The 18,696-nt window shown below is 63.7% G+C and carries 22 protein-coding genes; 2 read left to right on the top strand and 20 right to left on the bottom strand.

What is annotated here, in order from left to right:
• The first annotated feature begins 21 nt into the window (after positions 1-21).
• Positions 22-441, top strand: coding sequence for a quorum-sensing-regulated virulence factor family protein (locus PRtIB026_RS23390; RefSeq protein ID WP_110738441.1), 420 nt, complete (start codon positions 22-24; stop codon positions 439-441).
• 1 nt (position 442) lies between these two features.
• Here PRtIB026_RS23390 and PRtIB026_RS23395 read toward each other — a convergent pair whose 3' ends face one another.
• A complete protein-coding gene (locus PRtIB026_RS23395) occupies positions 443-649 on the bottom strand; it encodes a hypothetical protein (RefSeq protein ID WP_203651207.1) in 207 nt (68 codons plus the stop codon).
• A gap of 303 nt (positions 650-952) precedes the next feature.
• Between PRtIB026_RS23395 and PRtIB026_RS23400 the strand changes: the two genes are divergently transcribed.
• Positions 953-2,071 (top strand): LOG family protein, encoded by a 1,119-nt coding sequence (locus PRtIB026_RS23400; RefSeq protein WP_203651206.1) that lies wholly within the window; start codon positions 953-955, stop codon positions 2,069-2,071.
• Between the two features lie 52 nt (positions 2,072-2,123).
• Here the strand turns inward: PRtIB026_RS23400 and recX are convergent, their stop codons facing one another.
• From recX to PRtIB026_RS23495, 19 genes are all read right to left on the bottom strand, one after another.
• A complete protein-coding gene (gene recX / locus PRtIB026_RS23405; RefSeq protein ID WP_028690615.1) occupies positions 2,124-2,594 on the bottom strand; it encodes a recombination regulator RecX in 471 nt (156 codons plus the stop codon).
• A gap of 8 nt (positions 2,595-2,602) precedes the next feature.
• Positions 2,603-3,679, bottom strand: coding sequence for a recombinase RecA (recA, locus tag PRtIB026_RS23410; protein ID WP_028690616.1), 1,077 nt, complete (start codon positions 3,677-3,679; stop codon positions 2,603-2,605).
• Positions 3,680-3,783: 104 nt separating this feature from the next.
• On the bottom strand, positions 3,784-4,266 hold the full coding sequence (locus PRtIB026_RS23415; protein ID WP_028690617.1) for a CinA family protein: 483 nt from the start codon (positions 4,264-4,266) through the stop codon (positions 3,784-3,786).
• A 46-nt stretch (positions 4,267-4,312) separates the two neighbouring features.
• Complete coding sequence (locus PRtIB026_RS23420) at positions 4,313-4,873, bottom strand: hypothetical protein (RefSeq protein ID WP_203651205.1); 561 nt, start codon at positions 4,871-4,873, stop codon at positions 4,313-4,315.
• 213 nt (positions 4,874-5,086) lie between these two features.
• A complete protein-coding gene (locus PRtIB026_RS23425) occupies positions 5,087-6,352 on the bottom strand; it encodes a colicin-like pore-forming protein (RefSeq protein ID WP_203651204.1) in 1,266 nt (421 codons plus the stop codon).
• Positions 6,353-6,485: 133 nt separating this feature from the next.
• Positions 6,486-6,695: a lysis system o-spanin lipoprotein Rz1 gene (gene rz1, locus PRtIB026_RS26760; RefSeq protein WP_420713595.1), complete on the bottom strand. Its 210-nt coding sequence runs from the start codon at positions 6,693-6,695 to the stop codon at positions 6,486-6,488.
• A 237-nt stretch (positions 6,696-6,932) separates the two neighbouring features.
• Positions 6,933-7,484, bottom strand: a complete 552-nt coding sequence (locus tag PRtIB026_RS23435; RefSeq protein ID WP_203651203.1) for a glycoside hydrolase family 19 protein — start codon at positions 7,482-7,484, stop codon at positions 6,933-6,935.
• 218 nt (positions 7,485-7,702) lie between these two features.
• Positions 7,703-8,737, bottom strand: a complete 1,035-nt coding sequence (locus PRtIB026_RS23440; protein WP_203651201.1) for a phage late control D family protein — start codon at positions 8,735-8,737, stop codon at positions 7,703-7,705.
• 108 nt (positions 8,738-8,845) lie between these two features.
• Entirely contained in the window at positions 8,846-9,052 is a 207-nt protein-coding gene (locus PRtIB026_RS23445; RefSeq protein ID WP_203651200.1) for a tail protein X, read from the bottom strand.
• Positions 9,027-9,872, bottom strand: a complete 846-nt coding sequence (locus tag PRtIB026_RS23450) for a phage tail protein (RefSeq protein ID WP_203651199.1) — start codon at positions 9,870-9,872, stop codon at positions 9,027-9,029. The genes PRtIB026_RS23445 and PRtIB026_RS23450 overlap by 26 nt, the downstream gene beginning before the upstream one ends.
• 9 nt (positions 9,873-9,881) lie before the next feature.
• Positions 9,882-12,182 carry a hypothetical protein gene (locus PRtIB026_RS23455; RefSeq protein WP_203651198.1) on the bottom strand — a complete coding sequence of 767 codons (2,301 nt, stop codon included), beginning with the start codon at positions 12,180-12,182 and terminating at the stop codon, positions 9,882-9,884.
• Positions 12,183-12,307: 125 nt separating this feature from the next.
• Positions 12,308-12,610 carry a phage tail assembly protein gene (locus tag PRtIB026_RS23460; protein ID WP_203651197.1) on the bottom strand — a complete coding sequence of 101 codons (303 nt, stop codon included), beginning with the start codon at positions 12,608-12,610 and terminating at the stop codon, positions 12,308-12,310.
• Between the two features lie 12 nt (positions 12,611-12,622).
• A complete protein-coding gene (locus PRtIB026_RS23465; protein WP_023628885.1) occupies positions 12,623-13,132 on the bottom strand; it encodes a phage major tail tube protein in 510 nt (169 codons plus the stop codon).
• Between the two features lie 13 nt (positions 13,133-13,145).
• Positions 13,146-14,312 (bottom strand): phage tail sheath family protein, encoded by a 1,167-nt coding sequence (locus tag PRtIB026_RS23470; RefSeq protein WP_203651196.1) that lies wholly within the window; start codon positions 14,310-14,312, stop codon positions 13,146-13,148.
• Positions 14,313-14,409: 97 nt separating this feature from the next.
• Complete coding sequence (locus PRtIB026_RS23475; RefSeq protein ID WP_203651195.1) at positions 14,410-14,835, bottom strand: phage tail assembly chaperone; 426 nt, start codon at positions 14,833-14,835, stop codon at positions 14,410-14,412.
• 9 nt (positions 14,836-14,844) lie between these two features.
• On the bottom strand, positions 14,845-15,270 hold the full coding sequence (locus PRtIB026_RS23480) for a gp53-like domain-containing protein (RefSeq protein WP_203651193.1): 426 nt from the start codon (positions 15,268-15,270) through the stop codon (positions 14,845-14,847).
• A complete protein-coding gene (locus PRtIB026_RS23485; RefSeq protein ID WP_203651191.1) occupies positions 15,267-15,656 on the bottom strand; it encodes a phage tail assembly chaperone in 390 nt (129 codons plus the stop codon). The genes PRtIB026_RS23480 and PRtIB026_RS23485 overlap by 4 nt, the downstream gene beginning before the upstream one ends.
• On the bottom strand, positions 15,656-18,091 hold the full coding sequence (locus PRtIB026_RS23490) for a phage tail protein (RefSeq protein WP_244670965.1): 2,436 nt from the start codon (positions 18,089-18,091) through the stop codon (positions 15,656-15,658). Before PRtIB026_RS23490 ends, PRtIB026_RS23485 begins: the two co-directional genes overlap by 1 nt.
• Complete coding sequence (locus tag PRtIB026_RS23495; RefSeq protein WP_203651189.1) at positions 18,084-18,695, bottom strand: phage tail protein I; 612 nt, start codon at positions 18,693-18,695, stop codon at positions 18,084-18,086. Before PRtIB026_RS23495 ends, PRtIB026_RS23490 begins: the two co-directional genes overlap by 8 nt.
• Position 18,696: the final 1 nt, after the last annotated feature.

The raw sequence follows: 18,696 nt of genomic DNA on the forward strand, positions 1-18,696 counted from the left end.
TCATCGAACCAGGAGAGATCCATGCTGCGTCTTATCGTCCCGACCCTGAGCCTGCTGCTCGCCCTGCCGCTGGCCGCCCAGGCCGCGTCCAAGCAGGAGTACGAGCTGAACCAGATGCTGCAGAAGGTCGCCAAGGAAAGCAGCGTCGGTACCCCGCGGGCCATCAACGAAGACATTCTCGACCAGGGCTACACCGTCGAAGGCAAGGCACTGGTCAATCACCTGAGCGTACGCCAGGAGCATGCCCAGCGCATGCAGGGCAATCCCGCGCAGGTCCGCAGCCAGCTGGGCGACAGCGTGTGCCGTAATAACGGCTACCGCCAGCTGATGTCCAAGGGCGCCGTGATGGTCTACCGCTTCACTGTCTACAAGACCAACCAGCCGGTCATGGACCAGGCCTTCGACGCAGCCAGCTGCGCGGCCGGCAACAAGAAGAAGTGATTCAGGCCAACTGATCGCTGTTTCTGGCGCGCCGCTGCTCATCATCGGCGCGCAATTCGGCCAGCAGGGCCTGCAGGTAACGCGAATGCGCCTCGGCCCCCTGCAGGCGGCGCAGGCACTCCCCTTCCAGGCTCAGGTGATGAACCTTGGCCTCGTGCTCGAGCAACTGCAACAGTTGCCCATCCACTTCGATCTCCAGCCGGTGCATACCGCCACCTCGCTGCCTTGCCCTTCTGCCCCCAGTTAACCAAAGCCCGGTCATTCCTGTATCCCGTCTGACCGGCGGTAGCGCGCGCCTGTGGCGGCACGAAACCGCGCCAGGGTCTAGATTGATATCGAGTACCCATAACAACGACAACGCGATGGAATTGCCACTGCAACATGGCCTTGAAGGCCCACTGCAACGCTCGGGGGGCACACTCGAGCCACAGCAGCCAGCGACACACGCAGTGTCGCGGCCGGGACACGCCATCGACCCGGTCAGAGGTTTTGCTGCAGAAGGAGACGTTGAATGCCTTACCAATCGAACGAGCTGCTGTTCAACCATTTCAGGGACAACGGCATCGACCTGAGCAAGATCGATGAGCAACTGCAACTGGTCGCGCCGAACAGCCCCAACCTGCCGTTGTATCGCGACATGCTGCTGACTGTGCTGCGCATGGCCCACGACGACCGCAACCGCTGGAACGCCAAGATCACCCTGCAGGCCCTGCGCGAGCTTGACCACTCGTTCCGTACCCTCGAGCGCTACAAGGGGCGGCGCAAGGTCACCGTGTTCGGCTCGGCACGCACACCACTGGAACACCCCATGTACGCGTTGGCCCGGGAGTTGGGTGCGACGCTGGCACGTTCGGACCTGATGGTCATCACCGGCGCCGGCGGCGGCATCATGGCCGCCGCACACGAAGGCGCCGGTAGCGATCACAGCCTGGGTTTCAACATCACTTTGCCGTTCGAACAGCACGCCAATGCCACGGTCAATGGCACCGACAAGCTGCTGCCGTTCCACTTTTTCTTCATCCGCAAGCTGTTCTTCGTCAAAGAGGCCGACGCGCTGGTGCTCTGCCCTGGTGGTTTTGGCACCCTCGACGAGGCGCTGGAGGTGCTGACGCTGATCCAGACCGGCAAGAGCCCGCTGGTACCGGTGGTGCTGCTCGACTCACCCGGCGGCAGCTTCTGGCAGGACGCCCTGGCCTTCATCAGTCGCCAGCTAGAAGAGAACCGCTACATCCTGCCCAGCGACCTCAAGCTGGTGCGCCTGGTGCACAATGCCGACGAAGCGGTCGAGGAGATCAACCAGTTCTACAGCAACTACCACTCCAGCCGCTGGTTGAAGAACCAGTTCGTGATCCGCATGCACCACCCCTTGAGCGAGGCAGCCCTGCATGATGTGGAGGAAGGCTTCGCCGACCTGCGCCTGAGCGGTAGGTACCACCAGCAAGCGGACAGTGGCGCCGAACACGAGGAAGGCAACTTCAGCCACCTGACACGCCTGACCTTCGCCTTCAACGGGCGCGACCAGGGCCGTCTGCGCGAACTGGTGGACTTCATCAACCTGCCGGAAAACTGGGCCAAGCCCCAGCCGATGCACACCACCCAGCGAGCCCGGGAAGCCTTGCGGGTCAGCTGAACGCAAAATGCCCTGTACAGCTGACACGCATGGGCGTCAGCCGTACAGGGCATCAATAGTCATCCAGGTCGCGACCGCTGAGCAGCCGGCCGATCATGTCCATGGGGAAACCACGGTAGGCGAGAAAACGCGTCTGCTGCGCCCGACTGCGTGGGTCTTGCGGGCGTTGCCCGGCGAACTTGCGCTGCCAGACATCACGCAGTTGCGTCGCCCAGTCCACTTCGCTGTCGCGCAGGGCCTGGTCGATATCGCCGCGGTTCAAGCCGCGTTGGCCGAGCTCCTCGCGAATTCGCGCGGGGCCGTAGCCGGCACTGGACCGGTAGCGAATGAAGCTTTCCAGATAGCGGGCTTCACTGAGCAGCCCTTCTTCGGCCAGCCGATCGAGCGCAGGCTCGATCAGCTCGTCCGGTGCGCCACGCTGACGCAGCTTGCGCGTCAGCTCGACGCGACCATGCTCGCGGCGTGCGAGCAGGTCCATGGCTGTCCGCCGAACGGCGACGGGGGTGTCGAGTACGACGGACATGGGGCCAATCAATAACCGGCGTCGGCGTCAGCCAGGTCGTCGGCATCGGCTTCGGCTGCACCAGCCTTGGCGGCCGCTGCTGCAGCGGCGGCAGCACCAGCGGTCAGCAGCTTGTCGCGAATCTGCTTCTCGATCTCGCTGCCAATGGCCGGATTCTCTTGCAGGTACTTGGCGGCGTTGGCCTTGCCTTGACCGATCTTGTTGCCTTGGTAGCTGTACCAGGCACCGGATTTTTCCACCAGGCCTTGGGACACACCCAGGTCGATGATTTCGCCGTTGCGGTAGATGCCCTTGCCGTAGAGGATCTGGAACTCGGCCTGACGGAACGGTGGCGAAACCTTGTTCTTGACGATCTTGACGCGGGTTTCGCTGCCGACCACTTCGTCGCCTTCCTTGACCGCGCCGGTACGGCGGATGTCCAGGCGCACCGAGGCGTAGAACTTCAGGGCGTTACCACCGGTGGTGGTTTCCGGGCTACCGAACATTACGCCGATCTTCATACGGATCTGGTTGATGAAGATGACCAGGCAGTTGGCGTTCTTGATGTTACCGGTGATCTTGCGCAGTGCCTGGGACATCAGGCGAGCCTGCAGGCCGACGTGCATGTCGCCCATCTCGCCTTCGATCTCGGCCTTCGGGACCAGGGCGGCCACGGAGTCGACGATGATCACGTCGACGGCGTTGGAGCGCACCAGCATGTCGGTGATTTCCAGGGCCTGCTCGCCGGTGTCCGGCTGCGAGACCAGCAGGTCGTCGACGTTGACGCCCAGCTTGCCGGCGTATTCAGGGTCGAGGGCGTGCTCGGCGTCGACGAAGGCGCAGGTGGCGCCGTTCTTCTGGGCTTCGGCGATGACCGACAAGGTCAGCGTGGTTTTACCCGAGGATTCCGGGCCGTAGATCTCGACGATACGGCCTTTCGGCAGGCCGCCGATGCCCAGGGCGATGTCCAGGCCCAGGGAACCGGTGGAAATGGCAGGGATGGCCTGGCGCTCGTGGTCGCCCATGCGCATGACCGCGCCCTTGCCGAATTGGCGTTCGATTTGACCCAGGGCCGCAGCCAAGGCGCGCTTCTTGTTGTCGTCCATTGAAATCCTCACGTGTTCGACTTGGCCCTGACGGCCGGAATAACTGTATAAGTAGCCAGTATTATTCCACAGCGATTCGTTTCCGCAAACCCCCGTCGGGCGAATTACTCCGCGCCAAGCTGTAACAAGCCGTCTAACGCGGCGATCACCGTCTGTCGGCGCACCGCTTCGCGGTCGCCGTCGAAGTGCCGGCGCTCGCTGCTCACGTGGGTTCCGTCAGCCCAGGCCAGCCACACCGTGCCCACCGGCTTGGCCGGCGAACCGCCGTCTGGCCCGGCCACGCCGCTGACCGCCACCGCGAAGCGCGCTCCGCTGGCGGCCTGGGCGCCCCGCACCATGGCCTCGACCACTTCCTGGCTGACCGCCCCCACCTGGGCGAACAACGCCTCGGGGACGCCCAACTGGCGGGTTTTCTGGGCATTGGAATAGGTGACGTATCCTGCCTCGAACCAGGCCGAACTGCCGGGGATGCGGGTGATGGCCTCGGCGATGCCGCCACCGGTGCAGGATTCAGCGGTGCTCACCTGGGCGTTGAAGCGCCGCAGGTGTTCGCCCAGGCGAGTGGAAAGTACGGTGATCGGGTCCATGGCGGCTCCTCGTTGCGACCGCCATACCCTACCACTCAAGCCAGGCTCAGTCCTGTCTCGCCTTGCGCCGACGGGCCAGGCGCAGCAATGGGTAATGCACCAGCACGACATAGCTGAAGACGAACGCGAATTCGAGCGCAAGCAACATCATGCTGGCAAAAAAGGGATACAAACCTGGGTGATTGCCCACCCAGCGAAACTTCGCACGATGGTGGGCGAAATCTGTGTAACCGAAGTAGTTCTGGGCAAGTAGCACCCCAACCACCACCACCCAACCGACATGGAAAAACAACTGGCGGCGCAATGACAGCACCGGCAGTTGCTCCAAGGGACGTAGATGATGGCGGCATACCAGCAGCGCCAGGCCGATTGAACACAACGGCGCGGCGATCGCGACATAGTTGGCGACCGCCTTGGACATCAGCGCAAAATTGGACGACCAGACACCCACCTGCCCCAGCAGATGCTGGTCAAGCAGGCGATCCAGGACCAAGGCTTGTTCCTGACTCAGCGTCGGCACCCAACAGGCCAGCAGGAACACCGGCACCAGGCTCGAGACCGTGATCAGATACAACGGCCAGTGACTGGCCGTGTGCTTCGCGTTCAACGTCACAACTCCTTGCACAGACAGGTTGCTAGGGCCTGTACGAAATGTGTCTGCGCGAAGGCCAGACAAGGCGAAACGGGGGGAGCAAGCGCAGTGTACTGGAGTACATGAGCATTCCGAGCCCCGTTTCAACGCAGTATGGGCGAGTGCAGATACATTTCGTACAGAGCCTAAGCACCGAGAGCAACGTTGTGCGCTCCCGGTGCAAGGGTATCAGGGTGCTACTGCGCCCATGACCCACTGATTGATCTGGTCGACCTTCTCGGTATCGAAGTATGCGCTGGCAGCCCCGATGAAGACGGCCGCCACAACGGTTCCCGCTACTGCGGCAGCGGGGGCGGAAACCAGCAAGCCCAGGGCGATGCCAGCCATGGCGCCCGCCAGACTGCCCGCCACCTTGCCGACGACAGCGCTTTCCAGTTCCAGAAGAAAGGGTTTCCAGTCACCGGTCTTGAAACCGCTCACTGCCGAGTCAACCAGCCCGGCAGCCTGAATGACGCCACCGGTCACACCGAAGGCCTTGCCCAAACGCAGCATGTTATCGCCAAGCGTGGCCTTGTCCAGCGCCTCAAGTGCCTGGGCAACCGCCGCCGAGTCCTTGGCGTTCAGCCGCAAGCCGGGGTTTTGCGACAGCTTTTCGAAGGCCTTCAAGGCCTCCTGGTAGCTGCCTATGCGCTTGCCCGCGATGCCCTTCTGCATGTCGTTGGCGGCCTGCGCCACCTGGTTGCCAAAGCGATTGGCGATTTCCTTGCCAGTGTCACTGGCGTAGGTGGCCGCGTCCTTGTAGGACTCTTTCTCCAGCGCATCGCGGCGCGCCTTCTCCAGGGCATCGAGCTTTTCGCGCAACTGCTCCTGAGCCTTCAGATCGACATACAAGGCCAGGGCTGCCGTATAGAGGGAAAGCTCGACATCCAATGCCGCCGGCACGTCGTAATCGTCCAGCTTGCGCAATTCGTCGATCAGTTCCTTGATATCGCGGTCATCGAAACGACCGCCCTGCTCCGTGGCCAGTCGCCCGCGATTGAATGCGATCTGCTGGTCGCGGGTGGCCATCAACGACTTGATGATCCCAATGGAGCGCTCGGCTTTCTTCGAGTCCGGCAGCGCCGCAGTGCTACCTGCGGCGGCTTCAGCCGCAGCCAACTCGGCATTGAGACTGGCCGGCAGGTTACGCTCCTTTCTGAGGTAGCTGTCACTCAGTTCATTACGCATCTCGAAGATCTGATAGGGCAACATGCCCCACATATCGACGCCCAGGTCATAGTAGGCATCCGGGCTTGGCCAACCCTGCCCCTCCAGCACCGCTTCCAGTACTGCGCCGTTCATCAGCGCGGCAACGTTGAGTGCATGGTGGGAGGGTTCACCATTGACACCCAAAGGGATAGTGATGCCTCCCGTTGAACTTCCACCGCGTCCCCCTCCACCTGAGGAACCCGAAGGGGGAATGCCACGGTCCACGATGATGTTCTTTTCGCCCATTCTCTACTCCTTGAATTGGCTTGCTTGAAAAATGGCCGGCCCCACGAAAGTGAGGCCGGCCATGGACAAAAGATAAGAAATACAGATCAGCGCGACAGCGCACGCACATAGGCCTGGCACGCCCGCAAGGCGATCAGTCCGCGGTCGCCGTCGTCGGTGATGGCGATAATTCGTCGAGCATGCGCCGGGTCAAGTCGGGCGCGTACGGGGCCATGATCCACGCCGCCGGTGCCGGCGGCGGCAGGCACTGGGGCACAGGTGGGGTCGCGCTCGACCAGGACCGACAGGCGCAGATCGGCAGTAGCAAGGCGGTCACGCAGGCGAGCCTGAGTCTGTTGGGCATCGGTCAGCTCCTGGAAATGCTTCGTTTCACTGTCGTGCAGGCGTTGTTCGAGGCCCTGGCGCTGATCGCGTTCGGCGAGCAGCAGGCCGTACAGCGCCTCGGCCTGGTCAAGGCGCTGCTGCACCAGCGCCTGCTCCTGCTCGGCCAGCTGACGCCCGAGGCGCCAGCCTTGCAGCTGCCAGGCCAGCACCGCGGACAACGCCATCAGCCCGAGGCACAGCGCCAGTTGCAGGCGGCTCAGCACAGCACCTCCCGCGCTCGCGCCCACAGTTCGAGGCGCTCCGACAAGCCGTTCAGGCCGCCGTTGATATGCCGGGTGATGCGGTTGAATTCCCCCTGGTCGGCCAGGGCGTTGAGCCCGCGCGAGTGCCAGAACCAGGCCGCCGATTCGCAGGCCCAGCGCGGCTGCTCGAGCATCTGCGGTTGCGCCAGCAGGCGTTCGTCGCCGAACAGCGCACGGCTGCAGGCCTGGTAGTTGTTGCGCCCGGTCACCTGGATCAGGCCACGGCCGCAATAGCGCTGGCCATCACCGTCGGCTTCAGGCGTGTTGCCCAGGCGCAGGGCCAGGCTGCCGGTGTCGTAGCGGGCCAGGTAGCGGTCGCCGCCCAGTTCCTTGACGTAGCGCAGCTGACCGGACTCATGGCCGACCTGGGCCAGGAACGCGGCAATGCGTTTGGGGTGGTCGATTTCCCAGTTGGCCATGGCCGTGTTCAACGCCGGCAGGAAAGCGGCGGCGCGCTGGCCGGCGAGCGGGTAGATCTGCTTGAGTTGCTGTTCGGTGAGCGGCATCGGTGCATTCTCCATTGCGGTCTGATCGAAAGGCGGCCGGTGCCGCCTGTGGCTCGCTCATGGGCGATGGCTCGAAGCGCGTGGCTTTCACAGGAGTCAAGGCGTGGCGAGCGCCGCACCTGATCTGGAGCTCGGAAACAGGGTGATGCGAACCGGCAAGCAGCGACTATAGGGAGCACCGCCGCCGGCAGGCATCGGGAAACCCTCACCGCCCCGTTTCAAGCCTTTAGCGAACCCGTCCGCCGAGGCGCGGAACCCTTGGCCTTAGCCTTGCCCTGACGGCCGCCGTTGCACTGCACGGTGGTGCGCCAGCCGCTGCTGGTGAACACCTGCTCGACCGACTCGATCAGGTAGTGCCCATCGAGCCCGGCCAGGAAGCCCTGGACATCGATGGCGCGCTCGGCGAACAGGTCGGTGCGCCCGGGCATGTCCAGGCGCACGCTGGCGGTGTCGCGGTTGAAGCTGGCCAGCCGGGCGCGGGCGGCCTGTTCCGCCGCCGCGCGGTTGGGGTAGAGGTGGCGGTCGGTGTAGACCGGCTGCAGGCCGTCCGGAGCATCGCCATTGACCAGTTCCACCGCCTGCAGGCGCCCGCTGGCGCTGTCCTGGTGGCGGGTCCTGACGGCCTTGTGGGTACTCTTGTCGGCCAGGCGAAACTGCCACTGGCTGACCTCGTTGCGGGCAATGACAACCACCCCCAGGGGCTTGCCGCTGGCGCTCTGGCCGCCCTGGCGCGGCAACACCAGCAACTGGCCGTTGGCGAGCTTGGCGGTACAGTCATGCAGGCGCGCCAGGCGGGTGATGAAGTTGAAGTCCGACTCGCTGTACTGGTCGACCCGCGGCACTTGCACAGCCAACGGGCACACGGCCTGCCAGCCATTGCGGGCACCGATCTCGGCGACGATGTGCTGCAGCGTAGCGTTCTCCCAACTGCCACTGCGAATGGTCTTGCCGCTGCCGCGCAGGTCACTGGCCTTGCCGCGGATTACCAGGGTGTCCGGCGGGCCGGACAGCTCGACCTCGTCCACGGTGTAGCGGCCCAGGCGGTTCAGCGGCTGCCCGGCGTAACCCAGGTGCACCTCGACCACTGCGCCCCTGGCTGGCAAGGCCAGGGCACCGTCGCGGGCATCGAGGCGCAGTTCGAACTCGTCGGACTCCATACCTGGTTTATCAGTGGTGCGTAACAGCAACAGGCGGTCGTTAAGCAGCGTGGTGATGTCATGGCCGTCCGCGATGATTCGAAATTGAGGTTGCATGGTTGGGGCTCCGCTGTATTGGTGTAGCGAGGACGGCGTGGGAGCGGGCTTGCCCCGCGACGGCGCCATCGCGGGGCAAGCCCGCTCCCACGGTACTGGGGCGAGTGGTCAATCCCACAGCTGCAGGCTGGTGCTGGTCGTCATCGGCAGTTCCGGCAACAGGATCCTCACCCCGGCGCGAAACGGCTGCGCCTCGTCAGCCAGGCCCTGGTTGGCATCCAGCACGGCCTCGACCGTGCCGGACAGATGGCCGTAGTAGTGCTGGCAAAGGGTGTCGAGCAGATCACCCTCAGACGTTGTGCAGGTCTTGGCCATAGCTCACGAACTCCAGTGAAAACCCTTGTTTGCGCGGAATGCCGCCGGCCAGCAGGACGCTCTGCTCTTCCTCGATGCTGGTCAGGCACCAGGTGCCGAGCACCTCGCCGTAGCCTGTGGTCAACGACAGCGGCAGCAGCTGGCGACCGATGCTGCGCAGCGTCTGCAACTGGCCGAGGCCGCCCTTGAAGCCGGGGAAGATCGCGCCACGGATGTTGATGCTCTCCTCGCCCAGGCTGACCGCCTGCTGGGCGCTCTCGCGGCTCAAGCGCTCCTGCCCGGCCCAACGAAAACGCGTCTGCCGACGCAACTGGTCGAAGGCGGCGGTGTCGAGGTTGAAGTAGTACGGCGCCGCGCCCGCCTTGAGCGGTTGCAGCACCAGCAAGTGCGGGAACGGCTTGACCGCTTCGGCGGCCGGCGTCGCCTCGGGCGCGAAGCCCAGCGTCGACAGCACGCCATTGACGGTCGAGCGCACCTCCCCCACCACACGGCGAATCGCTGCTCCAGCCTTGGCGGCGTGGGTGGCGAAACCGTCGATGCGATCGCGCACCTGGCGCACCACCGCCACCGTCTGGTCGTACTTGGCCACCACCTTGGCGACCCGGGCTTGGGCATTGGTGATCGCACGCATGGTTCGCTGGAGCTTGGCGCCGATGATTGGGCCGACCACCGGCAAACCTTCCAGCTCACCCACCGCGCCCTGTATATGGACGATCGCGTCGTTCATCGGATCGAGCATGGCGTCGGCACGCCGACGCCCTGCCTCTCCCGCCTTGACCAGGGCGTGCAGCGTGGCTTGCAGCTGCTCCAGATAGGTCATGGATCCTCCTTAAAGTGCGATATGTGGGGTGTCGGCCAACTGCGCCGAACGGGCCTGACGCATCAGCTCCTCGAGCTGGCGACGGGCGATGGCCTCCAGCTGTTGCAGCACCGAAGGGTCATCGAGGCTGTTGCTGAACGTGACTGGCATGTTGGCGGTGAAGGTAAATTGCTGGTTGATCGGCGCGGGCGGGACCGCTGGCGCTGGCGTCGCCGTCGCTACCGATGGCGCGGGAAGCGGCGGCTGTGCTGCGGGGCTATCCATTGCCCGCACCGCTTCACCCAGGCCTGGCTTGGCAGCGGGCTCTTCCTTGCCCGACCCCAGCGCCTTGCCCAGCCAGCCACCGATGCTTTCACCTCCCATGCTGCCCAGCACGCCACCGATCAGGCCGCCAATCGCGGTGCCGATCACCGGTACCACCGACCCGATGGCGGCACCTGCCGCAGCACCGGCCAGGCCGCCCCCCAGGCCTCCGACGGCGGTGCCATAACCCTCGAGTTTCTGCTCGGGGGTGGCATCGCTGTTGTAGGTCTCGGCAAGTTGCATACCGGTGTCGAGCAAGTTGGCACCAGGAATGCGCCTGAACACTCGCCTTGCCACCGAAGCGCCGGTATTGCCGGCCACCGCCCTACCCACCTGGCCCGTGAATACAGTACCGGCGAGTCCGACCGCGCTGGCTGCCGATGCGGCGGCTGGCGGGCTGTCCTGGACAGCTTCCTGGGCCTCGAAGAAGGCCGCCTCGTCCTCGGCTTCGTCGACCTCTTCTTCCTCCTCCTCTTCCTCCGGCTCCTCGTCATCGTCACCCGCTTTCGGCATGCGAGCGGCAGTCGCGGAAGTCTTGGCCTTGTCGGCAGGAGCGTCGTTGGCGGCGGGCTTGTCGGAGAACAATCCATGGAGCGTCTTGCCAGCTAGGCCGCCGAGACCTTCACCGATCATTTCGCCAATCTCACCGCCGTACTTCTGGATCTGCTTGTTCTTGGTCACACCTCCAAGCAGTTCCGCCCCAAGGCTCCCCAGTACGCTCCCGAAAGCGGCGCCCACCGCCTCGGCCTGGTCCTCGCTCTTGTCCTTGAGCACCGCCAGGCCAAGCTTGGTGGCGCCCTTGGCGGCGGCCTTGCCACCGTTCTCCCTGAGACCGCTGGTGATCTCGGTGCGTCGCTCGGGAGATTGTCCTTGGTAGCTCCGCGCGCCCCAGGCGGCAAACGCGGTACCACCCAGCGCGCCTGCCGCGATCAATCCGCCCTTCATGATCTCCCGAGCGCCATTGGCGGGCCCCTCGGGGGGGCGTTCTTGAACTGCAGCAGCGCTCTCGGGTGCGGCGCTTCGGGCCTCTCCAGGCGGCGTGGCGGCCCCCTCGGGCGCATCGGCAGAACGTTGCGCTGAAGCGTCAGCCGCAGCCTTGTCCTTGCCTGAAGCGTCGTTGGCGGCGGGCGTATCGGAGAACCAGCCGAAGACTGTCTTGCCGATAAATCCGCCGACACCTTCGCCGATCATCTCGCCGATCTCACCACCGTACTTCTGGATCTGCTTGTTCTTGGTCAGGCCACCCAGGAGCTCCGCTCCCAGGTTGCCGAGTACGCCTCCAAGGGCTGCGCCTGCAGCCTCGGCCTTGTCCTCGCCTTTGTCCTTGAGCATGGCCAAGCCAAGCTTGGTGACACCCTTGGCGGCAGCCTTGCCGCCGTTCTCCTTCAGGCCCTTGGTGATCTCGCTTTGTCCTTCGGGCGTTCGGCTTTGATAATACGAACGTGCTCCCCAGGCAGTGCCAGCGGCTACAGCAACAGTACCGACGCCGACCGCTCCAGCCTTGAGCACCGCCAAACCTGCATTAGCCGACTCCAGAGGCACACGCCCCTGCTCCACACTGCGCGCCTCGGGCGGATCACCCCGGGCCGGCCGTGGCGCGGGGCTCGTCCCCTCCAGCAAGGCCGCCTTGCGCTGCTCCAACGTGGGGACTGGTGATTTTTTGGCGGCGGCCGCACTCGAGGCCACCACCATCGCACGCAGTTCCAACGGCTTGCGCCCAAGGGACAGGTACAACCTGCGCAAGCGCTCGACCTCGTTCCCCTCAAGGCGCAATCGATCGATCTGCGCCTCATGGGCACGCGCCTGGTCGTCATCCAGCTGCCTTTCGGCCTGGCCCACCTTGTCCAGCTCGAGCCCCAGGCGGATGACCTCGCCGATCAACCGCCCGAGCCGGGTCCCGTCCGCTTGCCTGCGCAGGCGCTCGACCTGGCCACGCAAGCTGTCGACGGACCTGCCCAATGCCTGGTCGCTGGTGACGCCGAGGGTGAACACCTGTGTGTTCGCCATGGCTTGCTCCTTGTCACTCAGCCAGCCACCAGACCATGTCGCTGTACGACATGGTCATGATCTCGCTGGCGGAAAAGTTCAGCTCCTTGGCCAGCCGCCTGGCGGCGGCCTTCTGCCGGGCAGGGTCAAACCTCGTCGTCCTGCACCAGGCGAAAATAGCCGGTCTGCAGGCGGCTGTAGTCCTTCAGGGCCAGGCCCTCGAGGTCCTTGACGCCAACTTCGGCGAGCGAGGCGAACAGGTTCAGTTCGCGCTGCTCGTCGTCAGCCACGCCGCCGACCTGGGCGTTACGGATGTCACGCACGGTCGGTGCGCGCAGCGACAGGCTGTCGACCTGCACGCCGTTGGCTTCGCTGGGGCGCGACAGGCGCACGGTCACGCGCTCGGCGTCGACGGTCAGCCATTGTGGAAGTTTCTTCGTTTGAGCCATCGAGCGTTCTCCTTAAAGACCCAGGGCGGCGCGCTGGGCGGCCAGTTGGTCGACGCCGTCGATCACCCGCTTCATGCCCAGGGCGTCGATTTCGTAGACCAGGCGGCCATCGACTTCGAGCTTGTAGTAGGTGACGGCGACGCTGTGCTTGATCTCGGCCTTGTCGCCGGACTTCCAGTCACCCATGTCGATCTCTTTCAGCGAACCGCGCAGGGTGACGATGACCGGATTGATCTTGCCCTTCAGGCCCTTGAAGGCGCCGCGGAAGGTGCCGTTGAAGGCGGTGCCGTCGGCCAGGCCGAAGAACTTCAGCGACTCGCGGCGCACGCCGGTGGTGGTGAAGGCGGCTTCCTGCTTCTCCATGCCCTGGTCCATCTCGACCGGCATGTCCATGCCGCCGGGGCGGTGCTCTTCCATCTTCAGGGTGAGCTTGGGCAGGGTCAGGCTGGGCACGTCGCCCTGGAAGCTGACGCCATCGACGAACAGGTTCAGGTTGGCCAGTGTTTCGGGAATCATTGCCATGTGGATGCGCTCCTTAAGCGGCGGAATCGAGGACTTCGGTCAGCCACTGGTTGGTGACTTCGACGCGGAAATTGGGGTTTTCGGCAGGCGGCACATCGGTGAAGCGGATGTTCCAGTACACCTTGCCCTGCTCCAGCTGGCTGGCGGTGTTCAGCTCCGGATCGGCGAAGACCTCGAAGTTGATGATCGCGCCCTGGTTCTTCAGGTCGCGCATGAAGGCCTGCAGGCCCTCGGTGACGTCCTTGACGTAGGTGGCGGTGATGGAGCGGTCGACAGCCCACTTGTGGCCGTAGAGGATCGCGTCCATGACGATGTCCATGGTGCGCACGCGGGTGACGAAGGCCCATTTCGGGTCGCTCGACAGGGTGCGGTTGCCCCACAGGCGGAAGCCGTCGTCGCGGATGATGGTGGCGATGTTGGCATTGTTCAGCAGGTTGGCGCGGCAGGTGTCGTCGCCGTCAAGGAACTCCACGGCGCGGGTGGTGCCGGTGATGCCGACGAACTCCTTGTTCGAAGGCGAGGCCCAGAAGCCGTACTCGCGGTCGGTGAAGGCGAACAGGCCGGCGACCCAGGCCGAACCCGGCGCGTCGATGGTGGCCTCCTCGGCGTTGTCCCAGTAGCGCACGCCCGGATCGACCAGGAAGGCGCGCTTGGCGCCGAAGTTCTTGGCGTAGGCGATGGCCGCTTCATCGGTGGTGTTGGGGCCGTCGATGATGGCGATGGCGCGCAGCTTGTCGGCCAGGGCCACCAGGGCGGTGCCGACGGCCTGGGTGGCACTGTGCTTGGGGGTGACCAGCAGGCGCGGCTGGGCGTTGAAACGGCTCTTGCCGTCGAGCAGCGCCTGCAGGCCGGTGCGCTTGCCGTCGGCCAGCACGTTGCCGATGATCGCCGAGGTCTGCTCGGCGGCGTCTTCGAGCTTGGCCACGCCGCAGGCGACGATGACCGCCTTGGCGCGGCTGTAGATGGCGCGGCAGGCCTTGGTGATCGCCGCGTCCTGGCCGAAGGCCACGACCGCTTCGCGCTCGCTGGTGATCAGGATCAGGTCATTGGCCTTGGCGGTGACGCCCGGGCCTTCGGTGAAAGTGTCGACCAGGCCGATGATCGAGGACGACGGCAGTGCGATGCTGCGGGCGCCGGTGTCGACGTTGGTCACGGTGACGCCGTGGAAGAATCCACTCATGTAGGTCTACTCCAGGTTCAGATATGAAAAGGCCCCGCGAGTGCGGGGCCTTGTAAGGTTTCGGGCGTGCAGAAAATCGCCCCGACGGTGCGGGGCGTTATTGAGTTTGCTCGACTAGCCAGAGTGGCGCCGAGGGACGGTGCCCTAGATCAGGAAAGTCTCCGGACTGAGGCCAGTCGCGCAGTGCCTGCATATAGATCAACAGCTCGTTGAAACGCTCGAGAGTCAGCGTGGTATCAGCACCAATCTCCAATTGGTCCCGGTGGCGATCACGTAACCAGATGACGGCATCTAACTCACTGTCGCGCCAGTTGCGTTCCAGTTTAGCCTGCTCTTCAGACGATGCCGGAGGTGGATCGATCAGTATCGGTAGACCCTTTTCATGCACGCGAATCTTGCCGGACTCGGGGTTGGCAATAACGCTGAAATAGCACTCATCGCTGATAGTTAATGCATCTGCTGGAATCTTGTGGATGCCTTCCAGATAGGTAGTACGAGTTCGTTCACAATAGAAGCGTTGCATGGCTACTCCTTAATGGCCTAGCGCTAACCAGTAGAACGGAGATGAAGAGTTCAATACTGCCTTGCCATCGAGTTGAGAGGCATTGAATCCATTTGCCGACACAGCGGAAACCGCGACCGACCCATTGTCTTCGTTCGGACCAGGTACCACGACCAAGCATGCAGACGGGAACGCAATCGGAAATGCGATGGCTGGATCATGAGCTCCACCGTTGAAGCGCCCCCATTGAATTATGACTCCGCCCAACCAAACCGGGAAAATCACATATCCGTTGACCGCAAAACTTACTGAAAAACCTAGGCGCAGGCGCCGCAGACTGAGCCACTTGCGCGTCTGAACAACGCTTGCGGAAACTTCTGCCTCGCTGACTTCACCCTCCAATACAAAGTCCTGCACGGTCTTATCATTTGCCGCCAGAATGTCCGCACGACTCATTGCTCAACCCTCTCCGACAAAAGAAATGCTGGCTGCACGGGGCGCGCCGAAATTTCAGGGAAGACGGCAGACTGGGGCCAGTCGCGCAGTGCCTGAAGGTATTGCAGAAGCTCAGTGAACTGTGTCTGAGTGAAATGAGTGTCCATACCGACCTCCAACTGGTCGCGGTGACGGTCACGTAACCAGACCAACCTCGCCAGCTCGATGTCGCGCCATGCTCGCTCCTTCGATATGAGATCAGATGCCGTCAGTTCTGCGGGCGCAAAGAACTCGCCGTTCTCAAAGCGCCAACCAACATTTACAGGTAGCGCATCGGGCAAACACTCGCCGAACGCATCGCCGCTTACAAAGCCGACAACAACACCGTCGTGAATCAATGCTTTCATCATGCCTCCCAGCGTACGCGTGCGTTGATCTTGCCTTCACCTGTTGTAATGGTTGGTATAAAGGAGGTAATCCCAACTCTACCGGTGTAGCGATCACTGAACCCTGTGGCGCCCCCGATGACAGTTCCACGGGAATTGTTCCCGACTGGCTCGGCAAAGATTCCATAGTCGGATTTGGTGTTGTCATCGTAATCCGCAAAACTGGCAATGTAGGCACGCGGGGCACGCGCCCAATTGAGAGCGAGCGTATAAGTACCAGCGGCTCCAGACCAGAACGCCACAGCCTCCAGGCGCTTGCGATTAGCCAGTGGCAACACACTGGGGGTAGTACCAGCCGCGCCAGTCATGATTTTTGCCAACAGCACATCGATTACGGTTGAGTCGAATCCTGACGCATTCTGCCCAGATGCGGAACGCAGGGTGGGAGGCACAACGTCAGCGTCTGAGCCAGGTGCAACATAGAAGTACAGCGCGCTGCCTTTGATTGTTGCGCGAAGGTACAGCGTGGTATTAACAGCCAACGGACTACTGGTCCAGACGTATGTCTTCAGTGAGCGCGACCTTCCCAGTTCGACGAGTTCGTCCGCCTCGACCAAAGCAATCGCGACTCCAGCAGGAATCGACACAGTACCGCCGCTTCCTGCGACTGCAGCAGAGGTAACGGCGAGACGACCATCCGTGGTGCCGACTGTCGGATAGTCCAGGGCGGCTAATGGCAACGCGCCGGAAAGCTCCTGGCGAAGTGCCTGTACCTGCGTAGCGAGCGCTGAAACATCGATCTGCCCCTGGTTCACCGGCGCGTTCCAGGCCTTGACACACCACATGACTGCCAGGCTGCGGGGGCGAGTTTCCTTACCGCCTTTCGCGGCATTTGGGAGGAACACGTTCGAGGTGAGAGTCGCATCGAGAACGGAGCTGCCAGCGGGCTTGACGATCGACCCCAGATCCCCCGCACTTCCGACGACATTGGCGTCAATCGGCAGCTTCCCAAAGCCTGGCTCGGCGGAATACACCGCATGGTAGTGGTCGAGCAGAGAGTCGGCTGCCCAGCTCCCTACACCCCTGCCCGGATCGACCCCCCGCCCATGGTCCCAGCCGCGCAGGAACTCGCCCCGCGAGTCCGGCAGTCGGAAGTAACCCGCCGGCTCATCCCCTTTGTTGAACGAGCCGGTCAGATAAGCGGCCAAGTCTGGGTAAACCGTCGCGCTCTGCACGCTGCCGTCAACCTCCAGAAACCCCGGCGGCACCGTGCCCTTGGGGAACGGCAACATACTGCCCACTGGCAGCGCCGAAGCAGTAGTCAGCAGCGTCTGGATTTCGGCCTTGGTGTAGGTGTTGGCCGCTGAGAACGAACTGAAGGCCAGGATCTCCACGGCCTCGCCCAGGCTGCAGGGCGCCTTGAAAGTGATTTTCTGGCCGTCGGACAGGTAGTCGGTGATCTCACGGCCATTGCGCAGCACGATGGTGCTGCCGACGGTGTGCGCCAGGTTGAAGACGGTCTGGCCGACCGACGCCTCGAACGAGAAACGCTCGAACGCCTTGCTGGCACCGACACCACCGCCGAGCTGGAAGCAGGTCCCGTCGTAGTTCAGGTCGTACAGGACGCCACTACGAATGTCCCCGCCTACCAGGTCGACCAGGCCGGCATTGCCGGACTTCTTCACTGCCACGGCGGCCAAGCCATTGATACGCACCGTCACGGCGCCGGTGTTAGTGGCGCTGGCCTGGAACTGGAAGCGCTGGCCAGCGACGTAGGCCGCCAGGGCCGACTCACCGCTCTTGAGCTTCAGCGTCAGGGCATCGGCGGTGCCAGTGGCGCCCCCCATCCACGCCAGCGGCCCGACGTCCTTGGCCGCATCGGCGCGGCGCAGGTACTGCGGGTGCGGGTCGGCGGCCTCCACGTGCGCCTTGAGCTGGTTGCGAGCGTAGAGCTCGGCCGCTTCGCGGGCCTTGTCCACATAGTCACGTGTCGCAAGGACGATGCTCGGGTCGACTTTCAGCGTGACATTGGCGAGGTTGCCGAACACCACGTGCATGCGAATGGTCTGGGTACGTCCGGAACCTTGCGCCAGCAGTGGCTTGTAGCTGGGCGCCGGTTTGGCCACGGCGATGAAGTTGCCGTTGGCATCCTCCAGCGCCAGCTCGCGGATCCACCAGCCGCCGGTTTCCGGCGGCAGGACCAGCTCGGCGACCAGCACGCCGGGATCGGCAGGCGATTGATAGAGGGCGTTCAGTTGCGCCCGGTAGACCTGGCGCACCAGCGCGGTCTGGGTAGGTTTCGGTGTAGGGTCCGGCGTTTGCGAAGGCTCGCCACCGGCATCACCGATCAACATGTGGGTGATGTTCCAGGGCAGCCCCAGCACGGCGGTGTTGGCCTGCTGGGCAATGCCCACGTTGGTCAGGAACCCACCGAATTGCGTGGTTGAGTTAGCCATTGAGGTAGATGTCCAGTATGTCCAGAGTTTGGTCGTTTACCAGGTTGTAGGCGCCCACATGCACATCGATGTCCGATGCCTGCCAGGGATGCACCTCCAGCAGTTCACCCTCATAGAGAGCGACAGCCTGATACGCGGGGATGAGGGTTTCCAGGCTGATGTCCAGGCCGACCAGATGCCGGCTAACCGGCTTGGCGTCCTCGATCAGGCGGGTCAACTCTTGGTAGGTCTGTTCGTCGATGCCGCTGTCCGCCACCCCGACCTTCAGGGCAAACGTTCCCGGCACCCCGGCAGGCTGGGCCTGCCACCATTCCTGCACCTCGATCAGGTAGCCGAACGGCTCGACCACCCGCCGGAGGGCGCCGAGGGTCCCCTTGTGGGCATGGACGAAGAACGCCGAGCGGATCACCGAGCGCTTGATCGCCTCGCTCCAGCTGTCGTCCCAGCGGTCCACCGACCAGGCCCAGGCCAGCTGGTAGAGCAGGTGCGCCGGGCAGGTGTCGGGGTTGTAGAGGCTACGCAACGAGACCTTAAGGTCCTCGTCGGCCGCCACCTCGATGGCCCGCTCCAGCGGCGTGCGGTTGAGCGGCAGAAGGCTGTGCATG

This window comes from Pseudomonas sp. RtIB026 (genome assembly GCF_016861355.2).
GTDB lineage: Bacteria > Pseudomonadota > Gammaproteobacteria > Pseudomonadales > Pseudomonadaceae > Aquipseudomonas > Aquipseudomonas peradeniyensis.

Bases quoted from the DNA above. Each gene is read 5' to 3' on its own strand.
- PRtIB026_RS23395 (WP_203651207.1), bottom strand. From the start codon at position 649: ATGCACCGGCTGGAGATCGAAGTGGATGGGCAACTGTTGCAGTTGCTC.
- PRtIB026_RS23490 (WP_244670965.1), bottom strand. From the start codon at position 18,091: ATGGCTAACTCAACCACGCAATTCGGTGGGTTCCTGACCAACGTGGGC.
- PRtIB026_RS23465 (WP_023628885.1), bottom strand. From the start codon at position 13,132: ATGGCAATGATTCCCGAAACACTGGCCAACCTGAACCTGTTCGTCGAT.
- recX (WP_028690615.1), bottom strand. From the start codon at position 2,594: ATGTCCGTCGTACTCGACACCCCCGTCGCCGTTCGGCGGACAGCCATG.
- PRtIB026_RS23390 (WP_110738441.1), top strand. From the start codon at position 22: ATGCTGCGTCTTATCGTCCCGACCCTGAGCCTGCTGCTCGCCCTGCCG.
- PRtIB026_RS23460 (WP_203651197.1), bottom strand. From the start codon at position 12,610: ATGGCTCAAACGAAGAAACTTCCACAATGGCTGACCGTCGACGCCGAG.
- PRtIB026_RS23470 (WP_203651196.1), bottom strand. From the start codon at position 14,312: ATGAGTGGATTCTTCCACGGCGTCACCGTGACCAACGTCGACACCGGC.
- PRtIB026_RS23445 (WP_203651200.1), bottom strand. From the start codon at position 9,052: ATGGCCAAGACCTGCACAACGTCTGAGGGTGATCTGCTCGACACCCTT.
- PRtIB026_RS23495 (WP_203651189.1), bottom strand. From the start codon at position 18,695: ATGCACAGCCTTCTGCCGCTCAACCGCACGCCGCTGGAGCGGGCCATC.
- PRtIB026_RS23440 (WP_203651201.1), bottom strand. From the start codon at position 8,737: ATGCAACCTCAATTTCGAATCATCGCGGACGGCCATGACATCACCACG.
- PRtIB026_RS23450 (WP_203651199.1), bottom strand. From the start codon at position 9,872: ATGACCTATCTGGAGCAGCTGCAAGCCACGCTGCACGCCCTGGTCAAG.
- PRtIB026_RS23415 (WP_028690617.1), bottom strand. From the start codon at position 4,266: ATGGACCCGATCACCGTACTTTCCACTCGCCTGGGCGAACACCTGCGG.
- PRtIB026_RS23435 (WP_203651203.1), bottom strand. From the start codon at position 7,484: ATGCCGCTCACCGAACAGCAACTCAAGCAGATCTACCCGCTCGCCGGC.
- PRtIB026_RS23485 (WP_203651191.1), bottom strand. From the start codon at position 15,656: ATGAAAGCATTGATTCACGACGGTGTTGTTGTCGGCTTTGTAAGCGGC.
- PRtIB026_RS23400 (WP_203651206.1), top strand. From the start codon at position 953: ATGCCTTACCAATCGAACGAGCTGCTGTTCAACCATTTCAGGGACAAC.
- PRtIB026_RS23455 (WP_203651198.1), bottom strand. From the start codon at position 12,182: ATGGCGAACACACAGGTGTTCACCCTCGGCGTCACCAGCGACCAGGCA.
- rz1 (WP_420713595.1), bottom strand. From the start codon at position 6,695: ATGCCCAACAGACTCAGGCTCGCCTGCGTGACCGCCTTGCTACTGCCG.
- PRtIB026_RS23425 (WP_203651204.1), bottom strand. From the start codon at position 6,352: ATGGGCGAAAAGAACATCATCGTGGACCGTGGCATTCCCCCTTCGGGT.
- PRtIB026_RS23480 (WP_203651193.1), bottom strand. From the start codon at position 15,270: ATGAGTCGTGCGGACATTCTGGCGGCAAATGATAAGACCGTGCAGGAC.
- PRtIB026_RS23475 (WP_203651195.1), bottom strand. From the start codon at position 14,835: ATGCAACGCTTCTATTGTGAACGAACTCGTACTACCTATCTGGAAGGC.
- recA (WP_028690616.1), bottom strand. From the start codon at position 3,679: ATGGACGACAACAAGAAGCGCGCCTTGGCTGCGGCCCTGGGTCAAATC.